Raw genomic sequence first — 26457 nt, 5'->3', positions numbered from 1 at the left:
GATACCAAGCGCACAGGGCGTGCATCTGTGAAAGTGTTATGGCAAGGATGGCTTAAGTTACAAGCCATCCTGGAAGGCTACGATTTAGCAAAATCTCTTGAGTCAGACTTGTGATCAAGAGACAGATTTATACCCCGTTAAAGCATTATCAACAGTGTTTAGAGGGAAAATGCTCGCGGCGCTCAATGAATGCGATAGTTCATTCGCGAAGGTAAGCACACCAACCAAATGGTGCGTGTATAGCAAAGCCTGTTTAACGTACAGTGAAAAGTTAGTCAGTTACCTTGCACGTTATACCCGAAAAGGCGTGATGTCAGAATCGCGATTAGTGTCAGCGACTGAAGAAACAGTGAGCTTTAAATACCGCGATTATGCAGAGAACAACCGCGATAAAGTCATGACTCTGAGTTGTGATGAATTTTTACGGCGCTACTTACAACATGTATTGCCCAAAGGGTTTATGCGCATTCGCCACTATGGCTTTTTAGCTAATGCATGTCGCAAGCGAAAGTTAGGGTTAATAAAGGCTCAAGTATCAGCATCCCCATGCAAAGCGGTGAAGCCGAAGGTAGAGCAAGAACGATTAATACCCCATTGGTCTTGCCAGTCATGCAAGACGGGTACCTTACGATTTATTGGTGTGATGAATTTAGATGAGGCGACAAATAAAATAGCGCGAACGAGTTAGCAGCCTTGCTTGCTGCATCAAATCAATAAGTTAACCTGCTTAATTGTTCAGGCTAATAGCGACTGTGCGAGCGAAAAATATCCTTGCTTAACGGTTAAACATTCGGTTTAATGAATAAATAATAAACGCTGAGCAATGCAGGGAAAGCTTAAATTATAATAGGTAAGCTTATTAAATTAGCTGATTTAGCTAGAGCCTCTAAAAAGCAAATTCCCATAGCATAAACAACACCAACTCTGACACACCGAGCAGGTAGCGCCTCAGTCCAACAAGCGATTATGCAACACAAACTGCGTGTCGCATAAATACTAAAGTGTTAGGTTCCTATGAGATTACTCACGATTCTTGCTGTTGGTTTTTTAGTGCTGGGGTGTTCTGACGAGTATAATCCTTTCAAAAACAAGGCAGAAAAAAGAGCAGAAGGCTTTTTGTCGAAACATCATAGTAGCTTAGAGCATTTGATTAAGTTGGCTGAGAAAGGAAAATTTGAGCTTGTTCAGTGGATAGATGAAGATGATGGTAAAAACCTGCCGGTAAATGTCGTTTCAATGAAAGGGACTAAAAAGAAAGTAGAAGTTTCTGATGGCCGACTTGATGAATTCATTTCATTCGCTAAAAGTAAAGGAATCAAATTAATTTGGTTTCAGTACTTTGATGGTGTTTGGTTTGTCATGAAGGCATTTTCTTATGAAGACAGCGGAAAGCGTCGAGAAGGCTATTTTTCTTTTGGAAATCCATCAAAAACAAGAATTTGCCATTTCGGCGAAGAAAATATGGGGTTCGCTATGCTTAACGAAAGCAAAAGAATTGGTTTATGATCAAATGTAACATCCCTAAAACCGGAACCTAACAAGTTGCCAAAGTTCGCCGCAAAAAGCGCGGCTGGGACAAATACTCACTGGGCTTCGCCCAACAACGTTCGCATTTGCCCCTTGGCAAAGCGTTAGCAGTACAGGAAAGTTCAGTGTTAGAAATAGGTGTCGAGGAAAAATCAGGAAATTTTATTGGGAGTGTAATTCATCTTCCATCTAATGCCTTGGTCAAAAGTTCATCGAAAACAGCCGAGAAAGCCGTATCTTTGTGTTTACGAGATCTTAGTAATCAACTTTCTAAATTACAGTGGTTTTATACCCAAGTATCTGAAGGTGTAATAACTGAATTATCAATAAATGGTCTCTTTAATTTTTCTTGTTCTGCCGTGAGTCTTACCTCATTTGAGGAGTATCTGCATAGTCAAAAAATTGTGCTTTCTTCTCTCCATCAATTTAGTTTTAATAACAAAAACTATTCTGGTTATGTTTGTAATCCCAATAGCTATCAGAAACTTATCGAGAGTATTTTAAATAATTCAGAGTTTGAGTTATCGTACTGCTAACAAGAAAATCAACAAGGACTAAAAACAGTGGGCTTTTGCTCCTGCGTCGCCTATTTTAGCCAACAATTTTTGGGTCAAAAGAGTCAAATTTTGACTTCATACATCAAGGTTTGCCAGTGCCTGCTGATGTCGCATTAGCGAAGTTTGCCAGAGTACGCCTATCAAATTAACTATATCCTTAAACCTTTAATGTACTTGAGTGGCTAGCAACGTACGGGTGATCCCTTCCAGCGTTAATTGAGAAATAAGCTCAATTCCAGCATTGAATGGGAAATATTCCAACTTCCTATTGGAAATTCACTTATCAAAGCCTCGCCTTATATAAAGCCCTGTTTCAAGCTTGAATGAGAAAGAATATAAGTGAGGTTGTTTTAGCTGTTTAGAGGTTATATTTAGAACCTCTCTTAGTGTTATGGTAATACTAAGCAAATAAATTTTAGAAATAAGGTATTTATAGGTGTTTTTTAATAGGGCAGTGTTTTTAGTTTTTACTTTATTATCGGGCTGTTCTATAGCTAAAAGCGTTGATTCGTTTTCTTTAAGCGAAATGAGTGAAACACAATACTTACTTGAAACAGCAGCGCAGCCCACGATTAAAGTTATTGCTGATGTGCAAGGAGCTGACGAGCTAGAATTAGTAAAAGTTTATGATTTAACGTGTAATGGTGTTAACTACCAAGTGCCTGCCGTTAAGGGAGATATCGAAAACGCGGTGTCTATTACTGAACACATAGAGTATTTTATATTTAAAAACGTAGGCGATAATTTATCAGCGATTAAAACAATCGGATCTATTGAGGTTAAAAGGCGAAGTGACGGTATTGTAGTTAATGAGCACACCATCGACCCATCACTGGGTAGTTTTAATAAAAATCTGTGTAACAGTATTAACCGCAGCGGCGATATGGATTACCCAATACAATTTGCAGGCGCTGGTAATTAGTATTTATAAACTAACTTAAATATTATTTACTAAGTAACTATAAAGCCCTATGCTAAACGTAACGTTTAGCATAGGGCTTTATAGTTTTAGATTAACTGGCTTAACACGCAAACGCATTAAAACGAATATTGCAGCCTTAATGAGATTGCATTGCCCGATGTGATAGTACCACCCGCTTCAAAGTAGTCGGCTTTAATGTAGTCGGCCATAAACTTTATGTTTTTGTTTACGGTGTAGTTAACACCAAGTGCGTAGGTTTTTGCGTCTTGGTTTTCTTGCTTGAGCTTAAGTAAGCTATAGCGGCCAGTGAGCTCCCAGCCTGGCTCTGAGCTTGCGCCTAGTTTTGCGTTTTTATACTTGCGGTATCCGCCCGTTAGTTGATAACCAAATTGCAAATAGCCGCCTTCGTAATCATTGGTTGACTCTTCAATACTGGTTATTTGTGCTTGTTGCCACTCGGCCATCATGGTCAATCTGTCTTTAATCCATAACAGCTCTATACCTTGCTGCGAGAGGTTATCGGCATTAATTTTATCGCCTTCTATTAATGAGTCGGCGGTATAAACTTCAAGTGGCTCATTTACTCTAAATTCGTTACCGTCGTACTGCCTCTCACTAAATGCGACGCCTAAGTGTAATAGGTTGGTATCTTGCTGCCATGGCACCCAGGCTACCCGCCCTGTAATAGCTGATGTTGCTTCGTCTTCGTCGGGCTGATAATAACCAAGTTGCCAATTTACTGAGGCTATCTCTCCTGAAAGGCTAATACCTAAACTTCGCCCTGGCGAAAACGCTTCGCTTATCATGCTGCGTTCAAGCATTAATAAATTACGAGAGCTGGTTAGTTTTTCTAGGCCAAAACCTTCTTTTTGCTGGCCTATGGTTAAATCAGCATATTTCCAGCCTGAGTATTCTAGGTAGGCGTCTTTTATTTCGGTTTCGCCATCGGCAAAGCCAAGCTGAAATTTACTTTTCCAGTCTTTGCTTATGTCTGATTTAAAACTTAGGCGAGCGCGGCGTATTTCTGAGGTACTTTCTGAGCTGCTGCTGTCGTATTGATCCTCTAATAATGAGGTATCAAACTTGTTGTAGTCGAGCATGATATAGCCGCTTAGGTCTATATCATCGTTAATTTTGGCAAAGCTTGCGTTACTAACAAAACAACATAGTGTTGAAAGCGCCACTGTAGAGATAGTTAGTTTAGAGGTCATGTTAGGCTACCTTTGTTTGTTTTTCGGCTAAGTAGCTCACTTTTAGTTGGGCTACATCTTTTAAAAAGTCGATGTGCTCTATGTCTACAGCAACTACGTTTAGGCCTGTGCGCAATTTTAAATCGTTGATGAGTGTGGCTTGGTTTTGCGGGGTTATGTTTTCTATGCGCTCGTAGCAAACGCTTTGTACTTCGTAGCGTTTTACAAATATGCTTGAGTCAATTACAAAGGCAATTAAGCAAATTATGCCGTTAAGAATACTTAGCTCAATTAAGCTCATTTGCCCTACAGAGGTAAGTAAAGCAATAGCAGTAACAAGGAATAAGTAAGTCATTTCTTTAATCGAAATAGACTCAGTGCGGTACCTTAGCATGGTAAATACGGCAAATAGACCAAATGCAAATTCCATTGACATATCAACGCCATGCAGCAAAAAGGTAATAATAAAAACGCCTACGCCAAATAAAATAAACGAGCCTGCCACCACTGCATTTTTACTTATGCGAAAGTAACAGCCATAGCAAAGTACAGCCAGCGATAGGATGTTTACTAAAAAACGGGAAAGAAAAATAAGATCTAATTTTGTCATTTTAATTATTCTCTAAAGGTAAAAGCGGGTTAGTGCGGTTAAGGTGTTTTAAACGGGCTAAAACGGGTTTAAAGCGGTTTACTTTTAAGCGCTCGGGGTAGAGCAAAGCACAGCCAATGCAGTATTTACTAAACGAGGCAGGGAATATGTGGTGTTTGCTCATCAGCTTATAAAATGGCGAGTGTTTTGTTTTTTTGCGTTGCTTAAGTTCGGCAATAAAAAAGCCCGGTAGGGTTATTTTGTTATCGCCTTTTGGGGTGTTGTACCACAGGTTAAAATCAAGCGTTAAGCGTTCGGCTTTTTCTTCGTTGGCTAAGGCTATTCGGTTATAGCCGCTTTGTTGGGTTACGTTTAAATGTGCAAAGCTGTTTTTCATTTGTTCTTTCATAAATGCAGTACAATGAGCTTGCTCGTTGTTTTTTTCGAGCTTGATACGTGTTTTAACCGTACGGCTTTGATTGTTTTTTAGTTTTACTTCTAGGTATTCGGTGGCGGTATCAACGTAGCGTCTTTGGCGCACTTTGTATCGATTAAGCTTACCGTTATGGTGGGCTTTGTATAAATCAAGCTCGGGCGTATCAAAGTACTGATTATAGTAAGAAAATAAACGCTTACCTTGTATATCAAGCACACGGTATTGGCCATGTAAGTGAGTTAGTAGCTCAGGTAAAAAAGACAGTGGCAGCATAAACTTGCTGTCTACACGGTTCATTAAGTTGGCGTTATTAAGATCTTTTAATCCGTAGCCTTCAAACGGGGTGAGTAGCTCGTTAATTAATGTTGATAATGGGCTATCAGCGGTTGGCTTTTCAGGTTGGGCCTGCTTATTTTTAGTGTTTATTGCAGTAATTGCTACAGGTGCAATTGAAGCGTCCTTTTCAAAAAATTCATCCTTTAAACGTGCTTGAATTGTCATAATTTTCTCAGATTATTAAATTGCAAAGTTACAGAGTGCAGTGCCAGCGTGCTGGCACTGCATGAAGGATGGGTTGTTTATCTAGCGCAAAAGCCGCTGCCGTCGCCGGCTGAGGGCAATGTGCCATCAAGCTGCGCGGTCATATTTGCTACGCGGTACTGCATAAACGACGTTAAACCGTAAAACTGCCCCGTAGTAGAGGTTAGGTTTTGCTCAAAGTAATCTGAGCCGTAAAAACTAGTGGGGTCGTTTTGTACGTGCTCACGGATTAAGTCGGCTATTTCATTTACGCGGGCACTAAATGTGTCGCTTGAAAGTGAACCATTAATAAGTTGCGTTAAGTAACTGTGGTACACATCAAGGTTGCTTTGCTCGGCAAATACATTAGCAATTAACGGGCGCTCATTTAATGCGCCGCTTACTGGCTCATCAATGTAGAGCTCTCTTACATCTACGCCATTACAATTCATGTTAAAGGTGCCAAATGACTCGTTAAAATCCCATGGCAAAATGCTAAATACGCCATCGTCATCGTAAATATAATAGTTATGAGCAAGCGTACCGTGGTAGCTATCTAAATTAGAAAGCGAAGTGCTAACCGACATATAACGTAAAAGTGTATCTACCTCTATGGCGCTGGTTTCGCCGTCATCGAGCGATTCTACAAAGTTAATAAATGCGCCGTTATCGGTGCTCTCTTCGTTAGTTTGTAAGTTTATGTCGGTGTAGCTTTGTATGTCGTCACCTAGCCATAGTAAATCGCTGCCTGTGCCATCAGGCTTGTATAAATCGCCGTTACTGTTGGCAAAGTGTTTTTCTACAAACTCACCATCTATGGCTTCTACCATTAAGTACAAACCAAATAGTTCGCCGTTTACATAAAAGTTAACGTAAGCATGCTCAGGCGTTGGTACGCCCATTTCATCCATTAGGTCGTAGGCAATTACTTCACGCATGTACGACGGGTCGTTAAACGAGTTTTGCAGTGTGAATTTTTTTAGCCCAAAAAACTTTTGGCCCGACACGTATTCGTTAATGTCGACCTTAAAGCTGTATCGGTCACTGCTAGAGTTGGCAACACTGCTTAAGCTTGAGCCGCCTTTAGTGCGAATAGCCACGCTATCGAGTGTTACACCGTTAAAAGTAATAGCAGTTTCGTGATATTCCTCATCAAGTGGGTTATCTAGAATGTCTTGCCAGTTTTCGTCGGTAATTGTAATAGAAAGCGTATTAACAGCTGTGGGTGTAAATGCGGTTGCAACGGTATTCTCGCTACCTGGAGTAGGGGTTAAAAACGCATGAGTAAAGTCGGTGCTGTTACTTAGGCCGTAACTAAAGCCTGTGGCTACATCGCTTTCGTCCCAATCAATGTAGTCAATTACTTCATCGTTGAGTATTAAGCTTAACTCGTCTTCTTTACCTAGTTTAAACGGTACGTAGTAAGTACCTGGATCTTCATCGGTGGCATAAATAGTAATGTATTGGCCTGCGTATAAATCTATGTCGGGCAGGGTTACTGGGTCTATGTCGTCGCTTTCATCAATAACTTGGTAGTTGGCTAAGTTAATAGTATTTTCGCTGTTATTGTATAGCTCAAACCAGTCGTTGCCATCGTCTGCAGCGCTTGCCACCACTTCGTTAATAACGAGTGGTCCGTGAGTTGCTTTGCTATTTTGACTAAGCTCTGTTGGAGTTAATACCGCTGTTGCATCGCTGCCATCTGGGTAGCGGCCATAGCTGTAACCACTCAAGGCTTGGCCTTTTTTCCACGATAACTGCTCTATAATTACATTGTTACTGTAAAGGCTTACGGTATCGCTTGAGCCTAATTTAAACGCTACGCTTGGGAGGTCGCCTAAATCATCGGTGCTGGCGTAAATACGATAAAACTCACCGGGCGCTAAAGTAATGTCGGGTAGGGAAAATTGCTCGTTATTGTCATCACTTAGTGTGTAGTCAGCTAAATAAACATCGCTACTGCTTGTTACATAAAGCTCTATCCAGTCCTCGGAGCCGCTGCTGTCTTTTGCTACTACTTCGTTTATACGCAGTGGGGCATCTTCAGCAATTAGCGTGGTAACAAGTGTTGAGGTGTCGGCTGTTTGGTTAGCTGTGCCCTGTGTTGGTGTTAATGTTTGCGCGGTGCCGGTGCCGTCGGTGTATAAGCCGTAGCTAAAACCTTCAGGGGCTTCGCCTTCTTCCCAATCAAGTACAGACACCGCAGTGCCATTTTCATAAAGCGTAACAGCGTCGTCGCTACCTAGTTTAAAGGTAACGTAATAACCGTTATCGGGCGGTGTGTCGGTTTCATCAATGGCTTGAATAACAATAAACTCACCTTGCGAAAGCGCTACTGCGGGTAATGCTTGAGGCTCTCTGTCGGCGTTATCATCAACAAGTGAAAATACCGACAAATCGGCTATATCTTCAGTGGCATATAGCTCAATCCAATCGTAGGAGGTATCACTTGGACTTGCGACAATTTCATTTATAACTAAGCCAGTTGACGTGATTGTTGATGATGAATCAGTACTTTGCTCTGTGCTAGTGTCGGTAGTTTGCTCAGCACCGCCGCAGCCATACAATAATGTAGTAGAGGCAATAACTGAATAAAATATAAAAGGTTTTATATTCATGTAGGCACGCTTATTATTTTATTAAAGTGGATAAACTATAAGAATAAAAGGTGCAAACAATGTGTAAACATTTAGTAAATTACGTTTTTGTGATGGTTTTATGACAGCTTTAAGGACGCGTTAACTGCAAACCTAGCAATAGTAAAGTGCGTATATTTAAACGTAAAAAAGCAGATACCTAATTAGCATCTGCTTTTTAATTTTTAACGAAGAATATATAATTAAGCTTGAGGTTTAATTAAGTACTTTTCGCCGGTGGCTTGTTTAGAATAAGCCGCGATTGACTGTAAATGTAATACCTCAGCTAATGACACTTCGTGCGTGTAGTTACTCGCAAATGTAGTGGTGATTTCATCAGCAACCCGTTTGCGCATTTTCATTACTGTATCTGTGCCTAATTTACCTAAGGCATTAAATAACAAGAACCCGTTTACAGCCCATGCAAAACCAAAGTTACGGTTTAGTGTAATAGGGCCGCGGTCTAGTGCGCCATAAATGTACACTTGTTTAAATGTATCAGAGCCATAAATTGTGTGCTCTTTCATATCGCGCGCAGCTGCAACTTCCATACAGTTAAGAATGTCACTTGTTAGTTGGCCGCCACCAATAGGGTCAAACGCTATAGTTGCACCGGTTTCGATTATTGCAGCTGTTAGGTCAGCAAGAAAAGTGTCGCTGCTTGAGTTAACAATATATTTTGCACCCATATCGCGCAGTAATTTTTCTTGTTCTGGTTTGCGAACAATATTAATTAAATCAACGCCATCGGCAATACAAATACGGTTTAGCATTTGGCCAAGGTTAGAGGCCGCTGCGGCGTGAATAATGGCTTTATGGCCTTCAGCGCGCATGGTTTCTACCATTGCTAGTGCGGTAAGTGGGTTAACAAAAGATGATGCACCTTCTTTGGCAGTAGTCCCTTCTTTTAGCTCTAGGCAACTTTGTACATTGGCACATATAAATTGACGATACGTACCGCCGCCAATTACTGCAACGGTTTTACCCATTAATGCTTGTGTAGCAGGTGATGACCCCGCAGCTACTACGGTGCCTGCGCCTTCATTACCTACAGGGGTTGCTTTTCCAACACGAGTTTTAAGTGATGGCATAAATTGAGCTGGAACATCGGCAGTAATTACTGGGTCTTCATCAGTACCCGATTGCTTTGCAGTAGACATATCAGCTGCGCTGAATAAAACGCCTAAGTCTGATGGGTTTAATGGTGCAGCTTCAATACGAATAACCACTTCATCGGCATTTGGCTTTGGCATCTCGATGTTTTTTAAGGCAAGTGTAAGTTTATTGTCTTCGCTGATAGTTGAAGTAAGTTGGATATTTTTATCTGTCATAGGTGTCTCCTGCAAAGAATTAAATTTGTTAAGCCAATAGCATTATTGTATTGGCGATCTGTCTTAGTAATTAAAAATTAGAATAGATACTTTTGTAGCTACGCGTTATTTAGCGTTGGCTGCTTGAATTTGCGCTTTCACTTTTTGCATAAATTCAGCCATATTTGATTGCCGATCGGCCTCTATGCTTTGGGTAATAGCTAATTGGCTCATTGATTCGTTCCACTCTTTCATGCCGGGTACTTGTGCAAGTACATCCCAATCAAGCTGGCTTGAGCCAAAGGCGCTAACAATGGTGTTTACGTAATAAACGTAAATGTCTGCCATTGTAAATTGCTCGCCTGCAATCCAAGGTGAAAACTTACACACGCTACTCAAAGCGGTTACGCCACGCGTTAATACTTGGCGTACTTCGCCTTTAGTTGTGTCGGTTACTTCAGCGCCTGAAAATACATAAGGGATGAACCGTCTGCTCGGCAGTTCAAAATAAAGCTCTGCCATTTTCATAATTTGACGTACAACTGCGCGCTCACCTGCATCTTCAGGGTATAGCGGGGTTTGTGGGTACGACTCTTCTATAAAGTCGCAAATAACACTCGACTCAGAAATATTAAGGCCGCTAGCTGTTGTGATTGCAGGCACTTTGCCTGCAGGGCTGGTTGCTAATAACTCTTCGCTACCGCCGTAAACAAGGTGTTCTTTAAATGGCAGTTGTTTGTGTAAAAGTACATGTTTAACTAGGTTGTAATAGTTGCTAGCAGCAAAACCGTGCAAAGTAATCATAAGTCAGCTTTCCATCATTAACGTGAAGATACTCATTGCCAAAAAATGCAATTTAAGTCCCTGTCTTTAGGTTGAGTACATTATTACTTGTTTTAATTTGCTTATATATAGGGGAAAATGCGAATCACTTTTGTCTTTAAGACAATAAAGCATTTTATTTAATGGAGAGGCAACTTGGATCAACTAAAAGCCATACGGTATTTTATTAAGGTGGTTGAAACGGGCAGTTTTACCAAAGCCGCCAAAGCATTTGATGTGCCGCCCTCGTCGTTGTCGAGGCGAGTTGCTGATTTAGAAAAAAGCCTAGGGGCTACGCTTTTAAAGCGTTCGACCCGCATAGTTAAATTGACCGAAGTTGGGCAAATTTACTATAACGATGTTCAGCAAATATTAAATCAGCTAGAGCAAAGCCACGAAACTGTACGCAGTTATCAAACAACACCAATGGGGCGATTATGTATAAGCTCAATGGTAAGTTTTGGTGACAAAATATTACTGCCTCTGCTTGATGAATTTAGCGCGCTATACCCCGAAATTATATTAGATGTTAGCTTAAGTGATGAGCTGTCGACACTTGGGCGTGACGATGTTGATATTGCGATTCGCGGTGGCTATGCGCCAAATGAACGCGTGTTGGCAATAAAACTAATGGATAACGGCTTTATTCCTGTTGCGTCACCCTGCTATTTACAAAAATACGGTGTACCTACTAATGTTATGGAATTAAAGGGCCACAGTGGTCTTTATTTTAAAACGCCAGCGGGGCCAACGCCTTGGTTATGTAAAGTGGATGAGCAATGGCACGACGTTTCTGGGCCTGCGGTCGCTATTTCAAATAACGGATCGTGGCTAGCTAAAAAAGCATGTAATGGCGAGGGCATTTTAATGTCAACTCGATGGGCGCTCGACTCATACCTTGAGTCTGGCCAGTTGCAAGAGCTTAAGTTTGAGCATGAGTTAGCGATAAGCCAAAATGCGACTATGGCGGTTTATTTGTTGTATCAAAAGCAGCGCTATTTAGTACCAAAGGTAAAAGCGGCGGTCGACTTTTTAGTACAAAGAATAAAAGAAACAAATGAAGAGTAATGAGCGAACAGAATAGCCCTTAATAGTCAGGTGGGTAGTAGATAAATAGAGTGGTGAATTGGTGAATTGTCGGATGGCGCTGCGCTTATCCGACCTACGCTTATTCGATTTAGATTTATGCTTATTTAATTTATTAATGGGTTGTTTGTATAAATAATAGGTAAAAAACGTCTCCTTAAGCTAAAGCTTTTAATGCTGCGTCCGATAAATTACTTAATAGGGTTTAGCGATTAAGGATAATCATGGTCAACAGTACTCTTGGCAGCCAGGCTAATTTAAGCACTTTGCTGGCCCAATCAGTTAATAACGCTACCCAAAGCTCTGTGAGTCCTTCGCTACACACCAGCAGCGACCTTCAAGCTATTAATGATTTACAAACTAACGAGTCAAAAATAACCGACGAGTTATTAAACCAGCTAAATGATGAAACGCTTTACGAAACAATAACTAGTAATCAAAAAATAGAGGACGTCTTACAACAGCAGCTTACCTCGTTATTTACTATTTCAAGCACGCCGAGCACGCTTAACTATAAACTCTCCGATGAAGAACTCGCCCTGCGCACCGTAATAAGCTCTCAGCATGAGGGGTTATTAAAAAACGAAAACAGCACCCAATTAATTGAGCGATTAAATACATCAGTTAAAAATATTCAGGGTGCTTATGCTAATACCAGCGATATTTTATCGAGTTTAGGTCAGCTTGGGCATGAGCAAAAAACGTTTTTAGCCTCAAGCCAGCAACGTGTTGAGCGCTCACTTAATCCTTACATGGAAAGCCTTAATCGCGCAAAATACGAGGATGACGATAACTACCTGTTTGAGCTCTCGGTAAAAACTAAAGAGGGTGATGTTATAAACATTACCTTTAACTCATCGCAAGGTTATGACGAAGAAACCGGTGAAGCGATAGATGGCTTTGGCATAAGTTACGAAGTTAATGGCAATTTATCTGAGGCTGAACATGGCGCTTTAACGCAGGTTATGGCGGGTGTTGGCGAAATGGCTGATGAGTTTTTTAAAGTGAGTGAAAATTCATTCAATCCTCTTATAGTGCCAAACCAAGCAGACATGAGCTTAGACTTTTTAGCGGGCTTTAATAGTGAACAGTTAGCCGGTTTTAATGTGTCGTTTTCAACAACGCAAAATGATGCGCTTGATACTGTCCAGAACACGCTTGATTTGAGTTACTCCATTGATGAAGCATCAAACCAACAAGCACTTGTGTTTACAGCCGCAGGTGGGCAAAACGACATTGATTTTGCACTCGGTATGTCAACCATTGGCGCTAAAGACACGCAGCAAATGCAGCGGTATTTAGCGTCGCTAGATCAAAGCCTAGAAGATAGCCGAGTAAACAGTACTAAAGATGATAAAACATCTGCATTTGGTAAAAGTGGCGATGAGGCAATGCAACAAGGTTTTGCATTGTTTAAAGGCGCTTTTGCGAGTATGTCGTCGGCTGCTGAGCGTTATAGCAATTTGGAGTCACTTGCAGAACAGCAATTTAATGACGGGCGCGCTATGGTTGCGGATTTGGTTGATAACATGATTACAAACGATACCCGTTACCAAGGGCTTAGTAATAAAGCGCCAAATACATTGGGAGCGGGTATTTCTAAGCTCGCTGATTTTGATGCCACGTTTTCTTATGCGCTGGATAACGGCGACTATCAGCCTAAAAGTACAATTGAGCTAAGCCAAGCGACTGATCAAACCCCATTAGGGGATCTTAGCGGTGTAACGCAAAGTAAAAATGTAAGTAGCCACTTTGATTATCAATACAGTCGCCCTGATTACTACAACAAAGAAGAGAGTTATAACGTAGGTACTGCGGTTAAAAATAAAGAGCTTGTGGGGCTTGATCAGTCTCACGAGGTTGATGTTGATACAAAAATGTATGCGTTTAATCCGCAAACTAACCAATACGAACTGCAAATGGCGATGCAAGAGCAAACCGTTAGTAAAAGCGACATTCGTTTAATTGACGATATTTGGCTTGAAGAAAACGAAAACAGCTACAACATGAATAAAAAAGAGCGTGTTGAGAGTGATGAAAAGCAAGACGAATTTAAAAAAACAAGCAGCCATTCTCACAATAAGTTAGTCACTTTAATTGGTGACTTAGATAAGTTAGCCGAGAATAAAGACGTAAGACGCGAGTATTTAACTAACTTATCGCAAGTTAACTTTTTTATGGAGAAAAAGTAACGGTCTTGAGTTGTTCACTCCACACTCAATATTGGGTATAGTCGTTAAATGCTTTATTTAATACCTAACTTTAATACCTAATTTAATATCTAATTAAGAGCAACCTTATGTTTAAACAATTAATTTTATTGTGTGCTTTAAGCATGCCGTTATTAAGCTGTGCTGCTGACGCACCATTTTCGGGCGCAATTACCACTGATGTACTGCTAAGCGACTACGACAAGTTTAGCGAACAATACAAGGCTTTTACGCCTACAACACAAGACATTGCGTTAATGCAAAAGCTAGAAGGTAAAGAGCTAATTGTACTATTTGGTACATGGTGCCACGACAGTGAGCGCGAAGTACCGCGTTTAGTTAAGTTACTAGATGAATCAAAAGTACAACTTGCAAGCATTGAATATGTGGCCGTAGGTTACAACAAGCAAGACGATGCAGGTATTGCACAGGCTAACGACTTGCAATACACCCCAACGTTTATTGTTAAGCAAAATGGTAAAGAGTTAGTACGCGTAATTGAAAAGCCAACGGGCACGTTAGCGCAAGATTTAACTAAGGGTTTGTAAGGTCTATTCTTATGCTATGGCAATTCAATTAAAAGGATGTATAAAGCTTGGCATTCTTTGATTTGTTGCTAATTATAGCCTGTCATTTAACGTCAATTAGGTAAGCGTTTTGTGAGCATCATCCCGCGATTTTATTTATAATTAATATGGATATTTATGAAGTGCAAAAAGTGTAAATCAGGAATTACCTCCCCAATAGTTAAAACGACAAATCTTAACGGGACTCCAATCGCGTCATCATCTTGCCCAGTGTGCGGTGAAAATTTAGATGGTTCAAAAAGATATTGGGTTTTATTAATTATTTTACTTATCGGCATTGGTGTAGCATCAAGGTATTTTTCTTAACCTTAGTTATATTATCCACACATGTGAATGAGCAAGACTTTAGTTTTGATTATTAGTCTTTTATTTTATCCGACTGATTTAGTCTTTTACTTAAAAGTTATGTGACTTATGAAGTTAATGCGATCTGAAAAAGTTCAATTGTGGTTTTTGATAAATGCCAACAAATTGTTTGTAGCTGCAGCTGCTTTTGGCGTTATTTTTGTCTTGATTTGGGGGGATGCTTCTCAATGGGAATACGAAGAAGATAAAAATCACTACAGCGCTTTTTTTTCATCTATTGATAGCCGAATTAGTTTTGTAAACTATGGCTATTCAGGTACCAGTTTAAGAGTTGTTTTGAATTTTGATGCCGAAGGGCTTATTCCGGATGACATTAAAAGCATAACTCCAAAGTATAAATATTTAATTCTTGAACGCATTTGCAATGATTTAGAAAGTTTGGAACTTTTAGAAAGCGGCTACTATTTTGATGTGGATTTAAGGGATATCAGTTCTGAACACATGTTTAAAAATTATTTTAATTTAATAGTGAAGCATGAAAGGTGTATCACGTAACACAAGTGAGTTTTAACTTAGCTAATAGGCATCAGAAAGACTAAAGGGCTCAAATTTTGACTTCATATATTAAACTTTATCTAAATTTGCTACTGGTGCCTTACTACTTACAGATTGTGAGCATTATTCACTAAACAGGCTTTTTTCGAACGCTTGCGCAGCGTGTGAAGACGGTCTGTCTTTATAATGCAGTTGATAAAGTGGCCGAGAAAGTTGCTCGTTATTTTTTGGGCTCAGGCGTGTTAATTTACCTAGCTGCACTAAATCCTCAGTAACTACATTTGGCAATAAAGCGACCCCCATACCTTGAGCAACAGCCCTTGCTATGGCTTCGTTGCTGCCCAATTGCATACTGCGCTCTGCTATTACGCCATGTTGGGCTAATAACTTTACCGACATTTCTAGAGTACCCGAGCCCGGCTCGCGCAGTAGCCAAAACTGTTTGTTTAACCATGCATTTAAGTTTTTAGCGGGCTTAAAGTTACTGGGTATAACGACACTCATTAAATCGTTTTGCCAGTGCTTACTTATTATATGCGGCTCGGTAGGTGTGCCTTCAACCAGTGCTAAATCGATAGTGCATTCAAGTAGGGCGTGCTCAATTTGCGCTGTATTAGCCACTTGTACTTCTACTTTTATATCAGGGTACTGCGCGCAAAATTTAGCTAAGTAGGGCGGTAGCCAATAGCTGGCAATGGTTGTACTAGTGCCTATAACGAGCGTGCCACGCTTAAGCCCTGTGCGTGATTTAATATCTTCAATGGCTGCCTTTTCAATAGCAAAAATGCTACGTGCATGATCATACAAGGCTTGGCCGCCCTCGCTTAAGGTAAGTTTTTTGCCTTTAGATGCACGCTCTATAAGTTGAATATTTAATTGGTGCTCAAGCTCTTTTAGCGCTTTAGATACAGCCGGTTGGCTTATAAAAAGCGCTTCAGCTGCGCCTGAAAAACTACCAAGCTTTGCTACCGTATAAAACACCCGAAGTGCATGCAAGTTCATTGTGCCTCTCAAATTACATAACTTTAAGTTATCGAATCATGATTTTAATGTATTGGAGTTATATTTTGCGCTTTCTTAAAATGAAGTCAACAGTTTAACGTTGTTCAATTGAGGGAATATTATGCTTAGCGCTATTAAAAATGGGTTTCAGCCTTTGGGTATTAATACTAAGCAATATGGCGATACGCGCTGGTGGTTAGGTATGCTGCTGGTGGTTGTTTTGGCGGGGGCATCTGTTGCATTAAGTAAGTTACCCATAATGCAAAGTGCGCAATTTAGCTCTTTAACGATTGGTATTGTGCTTGGCATCATTGTAGGCAACAGCGTGTTTGCGCACATTGCTACGCGTACAGATGTAGGCGTTGATTACGCTAAAAGTATATTACTCAAAGCGGGCGTTATTTTATTTGGGTTTAGAATTACTTTTGCGCAAGTAGCGGGTGTAGGCTGGCATGGCCTATTAACCGATATAGTAATGCTGTTAGGCACATTTATTTTGGCAGTGCAGCTAGGTAAGCGCGTATTTAAGCTTGATGAACAAACAACCATATTAATTGGCGCGGGTAGCTCTATTTGTGGTGCCGCAGCGGTTATGGCAACTGAGCCGGTTATAAAAGCGCAGGCGCATAAAGTATCGGTAGCGGTGGCAACGGTGGTGGTGTTTGGCACGTTAAGCATGTTCGCCTACCCAATCATGTTTGATTACATGGGATTGAGCGAGCACGCTTACGGTATTTTTGTAGGCTCAACCATTCATGAAGTAGCGCAAGTGGTTGCAGCGGGTACAGCTGTAAGCGCTAATGCTGCAGATACCGCCGTTATAGAAAAAATGCTAAGGGTGATGATGCTTGCGCCATTTTTAGTGGGCTTATCGTTTTGGCAAAGTAAAAAGCATGCAAATATAAACGCGCCTGGCGGCGAGCAAAAAGCGGGTATTACAATCCCTTGGTTTGCTGTGTTATTTATTGTGGCAAGTGGTGTGCATTCGCTATCAGTTATTCCTCAAGTCGCTACAAGCGCAGTTGTTTGGTTTGATAATATATTACTCACCATTGCGATGGTGGCTTTAGGCTTACGCACACATGTTGGCGCTATTCGCCAAGCCGGTATAAAACCGCTGTTATTAGCAGGCTGTTTATTTTTGTTTTTAACCTTGGGTGGTTACGCTATTAATGTGGGTATTGCTGAGTTGTTTTAAACGTTACTTGGTAAAAGTTGATTGGCGGCTTAAATTGGCCAATCAACTTCGTTTAAGGTATCCAGCTGCGTGCTGGTATTTTCATTGCCTTGCCATTTATTAATGTAAACAGCGTGCGGGTCAAACTGTAACGTTTGTTTTTCAATATTGAAGTGCCTACCACCACGCGGATCTACGCCTACACCTGCTATATATTGCCAATTACCCCAATTAGCGGCTACATCGTAATCAATCAGTTGCTGTTCAAAATAAGCTGCACCGTATCGCCAATCAAGGCCAAGCTCGTTCACTAAGCAACTGGCTGCAATTTGCCTTGCTCTATTTGATATATAACCCGTAGCGTTAAGCTCATTCATAATGGCATTGACTAATGGGTAGGGTGTTGAGCCATTACACCAGGTAGCAAAGCGGTTTGGCATAAATGTAGTAAGGGGTTTTGTTTGCTTTTGGCCTTTAAAGCTAAACAGGCTTTTACCTGCCTTAAGTGCATGCCATTTAAAATACTCTCGCCATAGCAATTCAAATTTAATCCAGTAAGTAGACTCGTTTGTTATTTGACTATGTTCGTACGCCTCAACTGCTTTATAAACTTGCCGCGCACTTACACAACCTAAAGCAAGCCAGGTACTAAATTTTGTGGTGTTATTAAAGCCATCAAGCTCGTTTCGAGTTATTTTATAAGTACTTGGTAGTAAACCTGAAAAGTATTGCTTTAAATGTGTTTGCGCACTTTTTAACCCGCCATGCATTACGCCATTATTTGCTATACGCTCTAAAGGTTTTTTAGCGCACAAGGTTATTGGCTGAGGGAGAAAACCGTTTGGTAATATTGAAAGTGAAATGGGGCTAGTGGCGGCCTCTACCTTTTTACGAAACGGGGTAAAGTGTTTAGGTAATTCGCTTAAATCAAACGGTAGGTCACTTTGTTTAAAGAGCGTGTCTTGCTGCGACCCTGCAAATTTAGTATTAGGGCAATGTGCTTTGAGTAAGTTTATTTGGCGTTGCTCGTACAGGCCAAATTGCTCGCCGTATACAACTTCATCAATATTTTGCTCATTAATACGCGCTTTCAAAAGCGATACAGGTTCGCCTTCAAGTACATGCAGTGTTTGCCCGCGCTCAATAAGTGCTTGTTGGAGTTCATACAAGCTTTGCATTAAAAACTGCTGTTTATGCACGCCATACGGCTTTTGTTGATAGTTATTATTTTTAAACCAGTGCGGGTTTATAACAAATACAATATCGAGCGCGCATTGCTCAGTAGCAAGTTCGCTTAAAATAGGGTTGTCGTCTATTCGTAAATCGTTTTGTAGCCAATATAAAATACGTTTGCTCATAGGTTTGCTCAGGTTTTTAAACTCTAGAGCTTTACGAAGCAAAAGCGGGTAGGGATTAGTTTTGAGGTGTTTAAGAGGGTTTTAAAAAGAGGCGGCAAATAATACCGCCTCCTTTAATGTTAAATAGCCGATTTTTGTTTTTCTATCCAATCGTTTATTACGTCTTCTAATACTTCCATAGGCAGCGAGCCTTGGCCTATAACGGTGTCGTGAAAGCTGCGAATATCAAACTTAGCACCTAGTTCTTTTTCGGCTTTTGCACGCAGTTCGCGTATTTTTAGCTCCCCCATTTTGTACGAAAGCGCTTGGCCTGGCCATGATATATAACGATCTATTTGATCCTCCACCGCGCTTTGTGGCAAAGCAGTGTGATCTGCCAAGTAGTCAATAGCCTTTTGGCGGCTCCAACCAAAGGCATGAATACCGGTATCAACAACAAGTCTTACTGCACGCCACATTTCGTAGCCTAAACGACCAAAGTCGCTGTACGGGCTTTGATAAAAGCCGGCTTCTTTACCTAAGCGCTCTGTGTATAGTGCCCAACCTTCGCCAAATGCAGAGTGGCTAAGTGTGCGTCTAAATTCGGGTACATTTAACTCCATAGCAATAGCGTTTTGTAAATGATGCCCTGGTATTGCCTCATGTAAGCTAAGTGCTTCTAAATTATATAAAGGCTGTAGTTTAGGTGTTGAGGCTAAAAAATAAGTGCCGGGGGATCGGTTATCAGCAGGTGGCATATAAAACGCGCCGCGACTCGCTGAGCCTTTAATAGTAAAGGTATTACGCGGTAAATGATTAAAGTAGGTTGGTAACTTGCCATACATTTTTTGCGTAATAAAAGCGGTTTTTTCTAGCAGGTCTTGCGCGTCTGTTGCGTAAAATTGCTTATCGGTCGCTAAAAATTCTAAAAAATCGCTGTATGTGCCATCAAAACCTACTTCATCAATAATGTTTTGCATTTGCGTTTTTATACGCGCGACTTCTTTTAAGCCTAGTTCGTGTATTTGCTTTGGTGTGGCATTGGTTGTGGTGTAGTAATTAACTGCATATTTGTAATACTCAAGCCCGCCTTTAACGCTTGAAATACCCGGCTGCGCTCTACAGTTAGGCATGTAATCGTTCTCAAAAAAGTCGTAAAAATGCTGATAAGCAGGTACTACTTTTGAGCTGATTAAGGCCTTAGCTTTGTTTTGGTATGTAGATTTTTGCTCTGCTGTAAACGTGTTTGGTATACGTGTAAAGGGCTCGTAAAGGGCACTGTTTTCAGGTTGCTTAACAATATGCGCGCTAATGCTTTGGCTGTAATTTTCAAAGGTTTTGCAGTAATGAGTAAAGCCTGTTTTTATACCCTCTTTCATTAAATCAATATTTTGCTGATTAAAGCGAGGGTAGTCGGCAAGGCTGATTAAAAATGCGTTGTAATCGTCGGGTGTTAAAAATGCCATGTTAGCGGGGGCTTCGGCAAAATAAGTATGCCAGCCACTTAAAAAATTAACCGGAAAATACTTATCTTGAAAAAGGTAACTTTGCTGCTCGGTTTTTCGCTCATATTTAAATAAGCGGTAGTTCATTAGCTGCTCGTTGTTGAGCGTTTTTGGGTCAATGCTGGCTAAGCTTTTTAGTACGCTGTTGTTATAAGCTTGGCGCTTTGCAATGGCTTGCTCGCTCCAATTTGGCAATGTACCGTTTGGCTTCCAGCCGTCTGGGTCGGTACGAAAAAATATTTTTTCAGCTTTGGCGTTTTGCCAGTGGTTATCAATAATGGTTTTTAAATCAGTGTTAGTGTCGGCTAAGCTTGGTAGCGATGCAACCGCTAAGCATATAGCTAGAATACTTTTTTTAAACATAGTCATCCGTTATTGGCGAGTTAGTTATTATTTATCGCGCTTTTTATTTTAATTTGTACTTAATATAGTACCAAGTTAACTTTATTAATGCGCTTAATTTTATAACCTGTATTAATTGGCTTTACTTTTTGATTGAACAAATTTCACCGCTGAAGTGAGTGGGGCACTAGTTTATTGTTTTACCAGCGTTTAGAATGATTAAAACTAATTACAATAAATGACCGTCATGTTTAATAAAGTAATAACGCTGATTGATGAAGCTAATAACCAAGACCCGAATACTGAGCAGCACAATGGAGAAAGTTTTCCAAAAGAGTATTTATACTCACAGCGTATGAGCGACATGCTAACTCGCTTTAAGCCTGATGCCGATGAACTCATGCAAATTGCAGTGCGTGCACAGCATATTCAGCGTTGGAAGTCGCCACGTAGTGATTTTGAAATGAACAAACAGGGCTATCATCAGTGGCGCAGTGCACTTTATATATTTCATGCTAGCAGCGTGGTTGCGCTCATGAAGCAAGCTGGTTACGGTGAAGCTGAGCAAAACCGAGTGTACGATGCGGTCGCTAAAAAAAATATTAAACGTAACCCAGACAGCCAATTAGTAGAAGATGTAGCAAGCCTTGTATTTATTGAACATTATATGCTTGGGTTTGCCAATGCAAAACCAGATTACAATGAAGAAAAATGGATTGGTATTATTCGCCGTACATGGCAAAAAATGTCAGATGACGCGCATGAGTTTGTACTTGCAGGTAATATTACATTGCCAGCGCCGCTTGTTGGGCTTATTCATAAAGCGCTTGAGTAAAAGAACATAAATAAAAAGGAATTTTAAATGTATTGTCCTCGTAGTAATACGCCACTTGAACCTTTACTTGTTGGCGGCATTACTGTTTTTACGTCAGCGCAAGGCGGCGTATTTTTTGATAACAGCCAAATTTTTAAGTTTAGCTCTCCAGAGTTAAAGCATGGTCAGGTATTACTTAAGTATTTGAGTAATTACATTGAAGGTGAGGGCGATGTATCATCGCGAGTAAATTGCCCAAAGTGCGCAAGCATAGTGATGATGCGCCGGTATTTTTCACCGCTCAAAGTAGTTGAGATAGACGAGTGCCCGGGTTGTGCAGGAATATGGCTTGATAGTGGTGAGCTGGCAAAAATACACGAAAACCACTTAACACCCCGAGAGCGAAAGCTGTTAGCACATGAAATGGCAACCAATCATGGCTTTATAACTATTAAGCCACCAAAATCAAAGTATTACCCCAAAGCGCCTAAAAACGTTCAAGGCACCACTGTTGAACGGCTGGTGCAATTAGCATTACTTAACTTTGAATAATAAAGTAGTCATGAACGCTACATTAATTTTAAGCTCGCAAGTGCTGCTAATAAAAGCATGACTTGCCAAGAACAAATTTTAAAACCAAGGAAGGCTGAGTATGAAGGATTATAAGTGTAAAACTGCACTGCAATTTTACTGTGTGCTACTGGCGTGTTTTTTGACAACAAGTTGCACTACGGTATTTGATAAAGCGCATGGCTATCGTGGGCCTATTGTTGTGACGATTGAAACAGAGGATGGCTCAGTGCCAGAATTCCCTTTTTTGATAAAGTCGGCCTATTCAGAGTCGTGTGGTCATAGTAGTTGTGGTATTGACTTTGGTTATAAATATTTTAAAACGGCCTATGCTAATGAGCCAATTACCTTCCCACGGGAGCGTTTGGATTTATTACAGCCCAACGCCTATGCATCGATTGAGTTTACTGTTACTCATCCTAATTATCACCACCGCGGATTTCCGCGAGGCTTTGCGCCCACCGATGCTGATGACCCTATTCATATCACGTTTACCGTTAAGCCGTTTGCTGAACAAATGAATAAAGTAGCTGGCTGGGCGACTGGCCCTAAGCAAGACATGCAAAACTTTACACCTGATAGCAGGGAATATAAAAAAGCAGACATTCGGTATCGCCAAGCGCGCTTTAATTTAGGAAAGACGATTAAAAGGCACATTACGGTGATCAAAACTATGTACTTACCCCATTTTTCAAAACGTATGCAACAACGGGTGATTGAAAAGTATCAACCGATTTTTAGAGCCTGGTATTACGGTGTACCTGAAACGGATTGTTGGAACAAAATGACTTGCCAAGAACATATTTTAAAGCCAAGGGAAGCTGAATATGAAGGATTATAAGCGTACTTATCTGCAATAATACTTAATCATTTTGCGGAGCTAAATATGTCGCTCCCTGCGTTAAAAATTCTCATTTTGAACCACTAAATAGCGAATTTTTTGCCTAGCTAGCAACATGTTTTTCAAATCTCAAAATAGATCACTTAATTAAGCTAATTGGTATAAAGCATAAAAAACGGCGTACTAAATAGTACGCCGTTTTTTTTGTAATAAATTAACGCTTATGCAGTTTATTTATTACGGTTTTCTTTTGCAAACGCACGTATTTTACGTTTTTGCGAAAGCGTTACTTTATTAGTACGCCCTGCAAATGGGTTATCACCTTCTCTAAATTCAATTTTGATTGGGGTGCCCATAATTTTAAGTGCTTTACGGTAGTAGTTCATCAGGTAGCGTTTGTAGCTATCTGGTAAATCGTGAACTTGGTTACCATGAATTACAATACGTGGCGGGTTATAACCACCGGCATGCGCATATTTAAGCTTAACACGACGACCACGAACAAGTGGCGGCTGGTGATCGGCCTGTGCCATATCCATAATACGGCGAAGCATTGCGGTGCTAATACGCTTAGTTGCTGACTCGTACGCTTCATCAACCGATTCAAATAAATGACCAACACCTGTACCGTGAAGTGCAGATATAAAGTGTAAGCGTGCAAAGTCAATAAAGCCTAAACGGCGATCAAGCTCTGTTTTAATACGATCTTTAACGTAGTCGTCAAGGCCATCCCATTTATTAACGGCAATAACCAGCGAACGACCTGAGTTAAGCGCAAAACCTAATAAGCTTAAGTCTTGATCAGAAATACCATCGCGCGCATCCACAACAAGTAAAACCACGTTACAATCTTCGATTGCTTGTAATGTTTTAATTACTGAGAACTTTTCAACTACGTCACTTACTTTTTTACGCTTACGAACACCGGCTGTGTCAATTAACACATACTCTTTGTCGTTACGCGTCATTGGAATATAAATAGAATCGCGCGTTGTACCTGGCATATCATATACAATTACACGATCTTCACCCAATATACGGTTTGTAAGTGTTGACTTACCAACGTTAGGGCGACCAATAATAGCAAGCTTTACAGGTTTGTCTGCAAACGCTTGATGATCGGTATCATCACCTTCGCCTTCTTCGTAAAGATCGATTAATTCTTCGTCATCACCTGTTACTTCTTCATCTTGAGCAGCTAGTTCAGCAATAAGCGGCTGAAGTGTTTGTTCAAGTAATAGGGTAATACCACGGCCATGTGCAGCTGCAATGTGATGTATTTCACCTAATGATAATTGGTAAAATTCAGCACAGTTTGAATCTGCATCAATGCCATCGGTTTTATTGGCAACAACAAAGCACTTTTTCTCTTGTTTACGCAAGTGATTAGCAATGGCTTGGTCAGCTACGGTCATACCTACACGAGCATCTACTAAAAACAGAACAATGTCGGCTTCTTCAATGGCTAGCAGAGATTGATCTGCCATTTCGATTTCGATGCCTTCTTCTGAGCCATCAATACCGCCCGTGTCTACCACGATAAATTCATAGCCATCGTAACTAGCTTGGCCATATTTTCTATCTCGTGTTAAACCTGGAAAATCGGCTACGAGTGCATCACGAGTACGTGTTAAACGGTTAAATAATGTGGACTTGCCCACATTGGGTCGCCCAACTAGAGCGATCACGGGAAGCATAAACTACCTCTTTAAAAAACAACAAAAGGCTTCGCAGTGCGAAGCCTTACAAAAAACAATTAACTATTAGCAGGTTATACTAATAGCAGTCAGTTAGTTTGGTATTTTTACCATACTAACTTCACCATCGCGGGTGTATAAAATTAGCTTATCGTCGGCAACAACTGGCTCAACAAAAAAGCCTGAGCTGTCAAAGTCTTCTCGAGATACTAGCTCGCCAGTTTCTTTATTTAGCCAATGTAGGTTACCTTCTTGGTCGCCTAAAGCTAAGTGGCTACCTGCAACTGCAGGGCCTGTTAGGTACCAACCACGTAGAGCGGGTTGGCTCCAACGTTCAATACCTGAATTTTTATCTAATGCGTAAATAACACCATCGCTATCTACTAAATAAATTGTTTGTGCATCCATCGCAATTTCGCGGTAGCTGCTGTACTCACGTTTCCAAACTACGTTGCCAGAGCGAATATCTACAGCAGCTAAGTTGCCGTTGTAAGCTATAGCGTAAGCGTATGGACCGCTAATAAGCGGTTGAGTGTCTACATCAACTAGGCGTTCAAATTCTGATGCGCCTTTAGCAACCGCAATTTCTGCGCTCCATGCTGAGTAACCACTGTCTGAAATTAAAACGCTTAGCTTGCCTGTTTCAAGGCCTACTAATACACCACCGTTAGCAACAGTTGGCGAGCTTTGTCCGCGTAATGTTAGTGGTGGAACTTCTTGTTCAAAACTCCAACGCTCTTCGCCCGTATCTGGGTGAAGGGCTAACAATTTACCAGAGCCTAAATTTACAAATATTAAGCCATCGCCTGCTGTCGGTTTAGACAGTGATTCGCCTGGTACATTTTTACGCCAAACTTCTTCACCGGTTTCGCGATCAAGAGCAATAATAAAGCCGTGTTCAGAACCTATATAAATTTTACCATAGGCTTGCAAAATACCACCTGATAATTTTGCATTACCGTTGTCAGCCCATGGCCAAAACGATAAATCTTGGCGTACATCGGTTTCCCACTTGGTATCGCCGTTAGTAAGCGAAAGTGCTTCTACTTGGCCTTCGCGGCTAGCAACATATACAGTATCTTTGTAAACAGCTGGTGTTAAACGAGAAAAGTAATGCTCTACGCCATCACCTACAGATTCTTGCCAAACAACGTCAGTTTCAAATTGGTTTACAATTTCAGGAAGTACTAGTTCATCTTCATCATCACTTGATGAACAACCCATCAGTGTTGCCATACATAGGGCAAGGGCTGCTGTTGTAAATTTTTTCATGCCTAAAACCTTATGCCGCTGGGCTAGTTACTGCTAGGTCATCTAACTTAATTTGTAATAGTGGGTTACTTGTTAATCCACCCGCATCTATTGCTGCTTGGTATGCAGTACGTGCTTGATCTTTGTTACCTTGCTGTGTGTAAATGTCGCCTTTAAGCTCGGCAACGTTTGCATTGAATGCTTCAGGTAATGGTGCATTTAATGTAGTTAATGCATCGTCATAGTTAGTTTGTGCAATTTGAATTCGCGCTAAACGTGTAATCGCAATTGCTTTTAATTCTGTATTTTCAGTATTAGACACTATCCAGCTTAGCTTTTCGCTTGCTACGTCTAATTTTTTTGCTTCTACAGCGTCTTTTGCAGCAACAAATGCAGCAAGTGTTGCGTAGTTTGTATCTTTATTTTCGCTAATAAACGCATCAGCTGAAGATAATACATCATCACTTTCAACAAGCGCTGTATATGAATCTGATGCTTTTTCAGCGGTAGTAATTTGGTTTTGGTTATATGCTTTCCAGCCATATAAGCCACCAAGGCCAACAAGTATGCCTAGTGCAAGTGAAATGCCGTTTTCACGGAAAAAGCGTTTAATGGCTTCTGCTTGTTGTTCTTCTGTTGAATAAATATCCATTCTTACCTCTAATGTTC

At 40.7% G+C, this 26457-nt stretch carries 24 protein-coding genes; 12 read left to right on the top strand and 12 right to left on the bottom strand.

Annotated elements, in window-relative coordinates; translation table 11 throughout:
- Positions 1–97: 97 nt before the first annotated feature.
- The 4 genes from H5116_RS18240 to H5116_RS18225 all read left to right on the top strand — a co-directional run bounded on the left by H5116_RS18240 (position 98) and on the right by H5116_RS18225 (position 3006).
- The gene (locus H5116_RS18240; RefSeq protein WP_259398868.1) at positions 98–688 is read left to right on the top strand and encodes a transposase; all 591 of its coding nucleotides are present in this window, start codon (positions 98–100) and stop codon (positions 686–688) included.
- A gap of 326 nt (positions 689–1014) precedes the next feature.
- Positions 1015–1506 (top strand): hypothetical protein, encoded by a 492-nt coding sequence (locus H5116_RS18235; protein WP_182716783.1) that lies wholly within the window; start codon positions 1015–1017, stop codon positions 1504–1506.
- Positions 1507–1652: 146 nt separating this feature from the next.
- Positions 1653–2063, top strand: a complete 411-nt coding sequence (locus tag H5116_RS18230) for a hypothetical protein (protein WP_182716782.1) — start codon at positions 1653–1655, stop codon at positions 2061–2063.
- A gap of 457 nt (positions 2064–2520) precedes the next feature.
- Complete coding sequence (locus tag H5116_RS18225; protein ID WP_182716781.1) at positions 2521–3006, top strand: hypothetical protein; 486 nt, start codon at positions 2521–2523, stop codon at positions 3004–3006.
- A 116-nt stretch (positions 3007–3122) separates the two neighbouring features.
- On the opposite strand, the gene H5116_RS18220 is transcribed toward H5116_RS18225, so the two are convergent.
- The 6 genes from H5116_RS18220 to H5116_RS18195 form a co-directional block, all read right to left on the bottom strand.
- The gene (locus tag H5116_RS18220) at positions 3123–4217 is read right to left on the bottom strand and encodes an OprO/OprP family phosphate-selective porin (RefSeq protein WP_182716780.1); all 1095 of its coding nucleotides are present in this window, start codon (positions 4215–4217) and stop codon (positions 3123–3125) included.
- Position 4218: 1 nt separating this feature from the next.
- On the bottom strand, positions 4219–4806 hold the full coding sequence (locus tag H5116_RS18215) for a DUF4956 domain-containing protein (protein ID WP_033022227.1): 588 nt from the start codon (positions 4804–4806) through the stop codon (positions 4219–4221).
- A 1-nt stretch (position 4807) separates the two neighbouring features.
- Positions 4808–5722, bottom strand: coding sequence for a polyphosphate polymerase domain-containing protein (locus H5116_RS18210; RefSeq protein ID WP_182695248.1), 915 nt, complete (start codon positions 5720–5722; stop codon positions 4808–4810).
- Between the two features lie 77 nt (positions 5723–5799).
- The gene (locus tag H5116_RS18205) at positions 5800–8358 is read right to left on the bottom strand and encodes a CotH kinase family protein (protein ID WP_182692305.1); all 2559 of its coding nucleotides are present in this window, start codon (positions 8356–8358) and stop codon (positions 5800–5802) included.
- Between the two features lie 221 nt (positions 8359–8579).
- Positions 8580–9707 (bottom strand): zinc-binding dehydrogenase, encoded by a 1128-nt coding sequence (locus H5116_RS18200; protein WP_182716779.1) that lies wholly within the window; start codon positions 9705–9707, stop codon positions 8580–8582.
- 105 nt (positions 9708–9812) lie between these two features.
- Entirely contained in the window at positions 9813–10490 is a 678-nt protein-coding gene (locus H5116_RS18195) for a glutathione S-transferase family protein (RefSeq protein ID WP_182716778.1), read from the bottom strand.
- A 174-nt stretch (positions 10491–10664) separates the two neighbouring features.
- Here H5116_RS18195 and H5116_RS18190 point away from each other — a divergent pair, with 174 nt between their 5' ends.
- From H5116_RS18190 to H5116_RS18175, 4 genes are all read left to right on the top strand, one after another.
- Positions 10665–11576, top strand: coding sequence for a LysR family transcriptional regulator (locus H5116_RS18190; RefSeq protein ID WP_039488765.1), 912 nt, complete (start codon positions 10665–10667; stop codon positions 11574–11576).
- Positions 11577–11818: 242 nt separating this feature from the next.
- The gene (locus H5116_RS18185) at positions 11819–13786 is read left to right on the top strand and encodes a hypothetical protein (protein WP_182716777.1); all 1968 of its coding nucleotides are present in this window, start codon (positions 11819–11821) and stop codon (positions 13784–13786) included.
- Positions 13787–13893: 107 nt separating this feature from the next.
- Positions 13894–14352, top strand: a complete 459-nt coding sequence (locus H5116_RS18180) for a thioredoxin family protein (RefSeq protein ID WP_076924979.1) — start codon at positions 13894–13896, stop codon at positions 14350–14352.
- 462 nt (positions 14353–14814) lie between these two features.
- Positions 14815–15252 carry a hypothetical protein gene (locus H5116_RS18175; RefSeq protein WP_076925004.1) on the top strand — a complete coding sequence of 146 codons (438 nt, stop codon included), beginning with the start codon at positions 14815–14817 and terminating at the stop codon, positions 15250–15252.
- 123 nt (positions 15253–15375) lie between these two features.
- Here H5116_RS18175 and H5116_RS18170 read toward each other — a convergent pair whose 3' ends face one another.
- Positions 15376–16254, bottom strand: a complete 879-nt coding sequence (locus H5116_RS18170; RefSeq protein WP_182716776.1) for a LysR family transcriptional regulator — start codon at positions 16252–16254, stop codon at positions 15376–15378.
- Between the two features lie 121 nt (positions 16255–16375).
- Between H5116_RS18170 and H5116_RS18165 the strand changes: the two genes are divergently transcribed.
- Positions 16376–17452: a YeiH family protein gene (locus H5116_RS18165; protein WP_154904101.1), complete on the top strand. Its 1077-nt coding sequence runs from the start codon at positions 16376–16378 to the stop codon at positions 17450–17452.
- Positions 17453–17481: 29 nt separating this feature from the next.
- On the opposite strand, the gene H5116_RS18160 is transcribed toward H5116_RS18165, so the two are convergent.
- Both H5116_RS18160 and H5116_RS18155 read right to left on the bottom strand, forming a co-directional pair.
- Entirely contained in the window at positions 17482–18789 is a 1308-nt protein-coding gene (locus H5116_RS18160; protein WP_182716775.1) for a DASH family cryptochrome, read from the bottom strand.
- A gap of 119 nt (positions 18790–18908) precedes the next feature.
- Positions 18909–20636: a DUF885 family protein gene (locus H5116_RS18155; protein WP_182716774.1), complete on the bottom strand. Its 1728-nt coding sequence runs from the start codon at positions 20634–20636 to the stop codon at positions 18909–18911.
- A 226-nt stretch (positions 20637–20862) separates the two neighbouring features.
- Between H5116_RS18155 and H5116_RS18150 the strand changes: the two genes are divergently transcribed.
- From H5116_RS18150 to H5116_RS18140, 3 genes are all read left to right on the top strand, one after another.
- Positions 20863–21450, top strand: a complete 588-nt coding sequence (locus tag H5116_RS18150; RefSeq protein WP_182716773.1) for a DUF4202 domain-containing protein — start codon at positions 20863–20865, stop codon at positions 21448–21450.
- Positions 21451–21477: 27 nt separating this feature from the next.
- Complete coding sequence (locus tag H5116_RS18145) at positions 21478–21981, top strand: zf-TFIIB domain-containing protein (RefSeq protein ID WP_154904105.1); 504 nt, start codon at positions 21478–21480, stop codon at positions 21979–21981.
- 100 nt (positions 21982–22081) lie between these two features.
- A complete protein-coding gene (locus tag H5116_RS18140; RefSeq protein ID WP_154904106.1) occupies positions 22082–22840 on the top strand; it encodes a hypothetical protein in 759 nt (252 codons plus the stop codon).
- A gap of 230 nt (positions 22841–23070) precedes the next feature.
- Here the strand turns inward: H5116_RS18140 and der are convergent, their stop codons facing one another.
- The 3 genes from der to H5116_RS18125 form a co-directional block, all read right to left on the bottom strand.
- Positions 23071–24537 carry a ribosome biogenesis GTPase Der gene (gene der, locus H5116_RS18135; protein ID WP_024597862.1) on the bottom strand — a complete coding sequence of 489 codons (1467 nt, stop codon included), beginning with the start codon at positions 24535–24537 and terminating at the stop codon, positions 23071–23073.
- A 93-nt stretch (positions 24538–24630) separates the two neighbouring features.
- Positions 24631–25809, bottom strand: a complete 1179-nt coding sequence (gene bamB, locus H5116_RS18130) for an outer membrane protein assembly factor BamB (RefSeq protein ID WP_002961301.1) — start codon at positions 25807–25809, stop codon at positions 24631–24633.
- A 10-nt stretch (positions 25810–25819) separates the two neighbouring features.
- Complete coding sequence (locus H5116_RS18125) at positions 25820–26440, bottom strand: tetratricopeptide repeat protein (RefSeq protein WP_002961300.1); 621 nt, start codon at positions 26438–26440, stop codon at positions 25820–25822.
- Between the last annotated feature and the right edge of the window lie 17 nt (positions 26441–26457).

The organism is Pseudoalteromonas sp. SG45-2 (genome assembly GCF_014164115.1).
In the GTDB taxonomy this organism is placed as follows: Bacteria; Pseudomonadota; Gammaproteobacteria; order Enterobacterales; family Alteromonadaceae; genus Pseudoalteromonas; species Pseudoalteromonas distincta.
The sequence above is the reverse complement of the archived record's forward strand: the minus strand, read 5'-3'. Positions and strand labels throughout refer to the sequence as shown.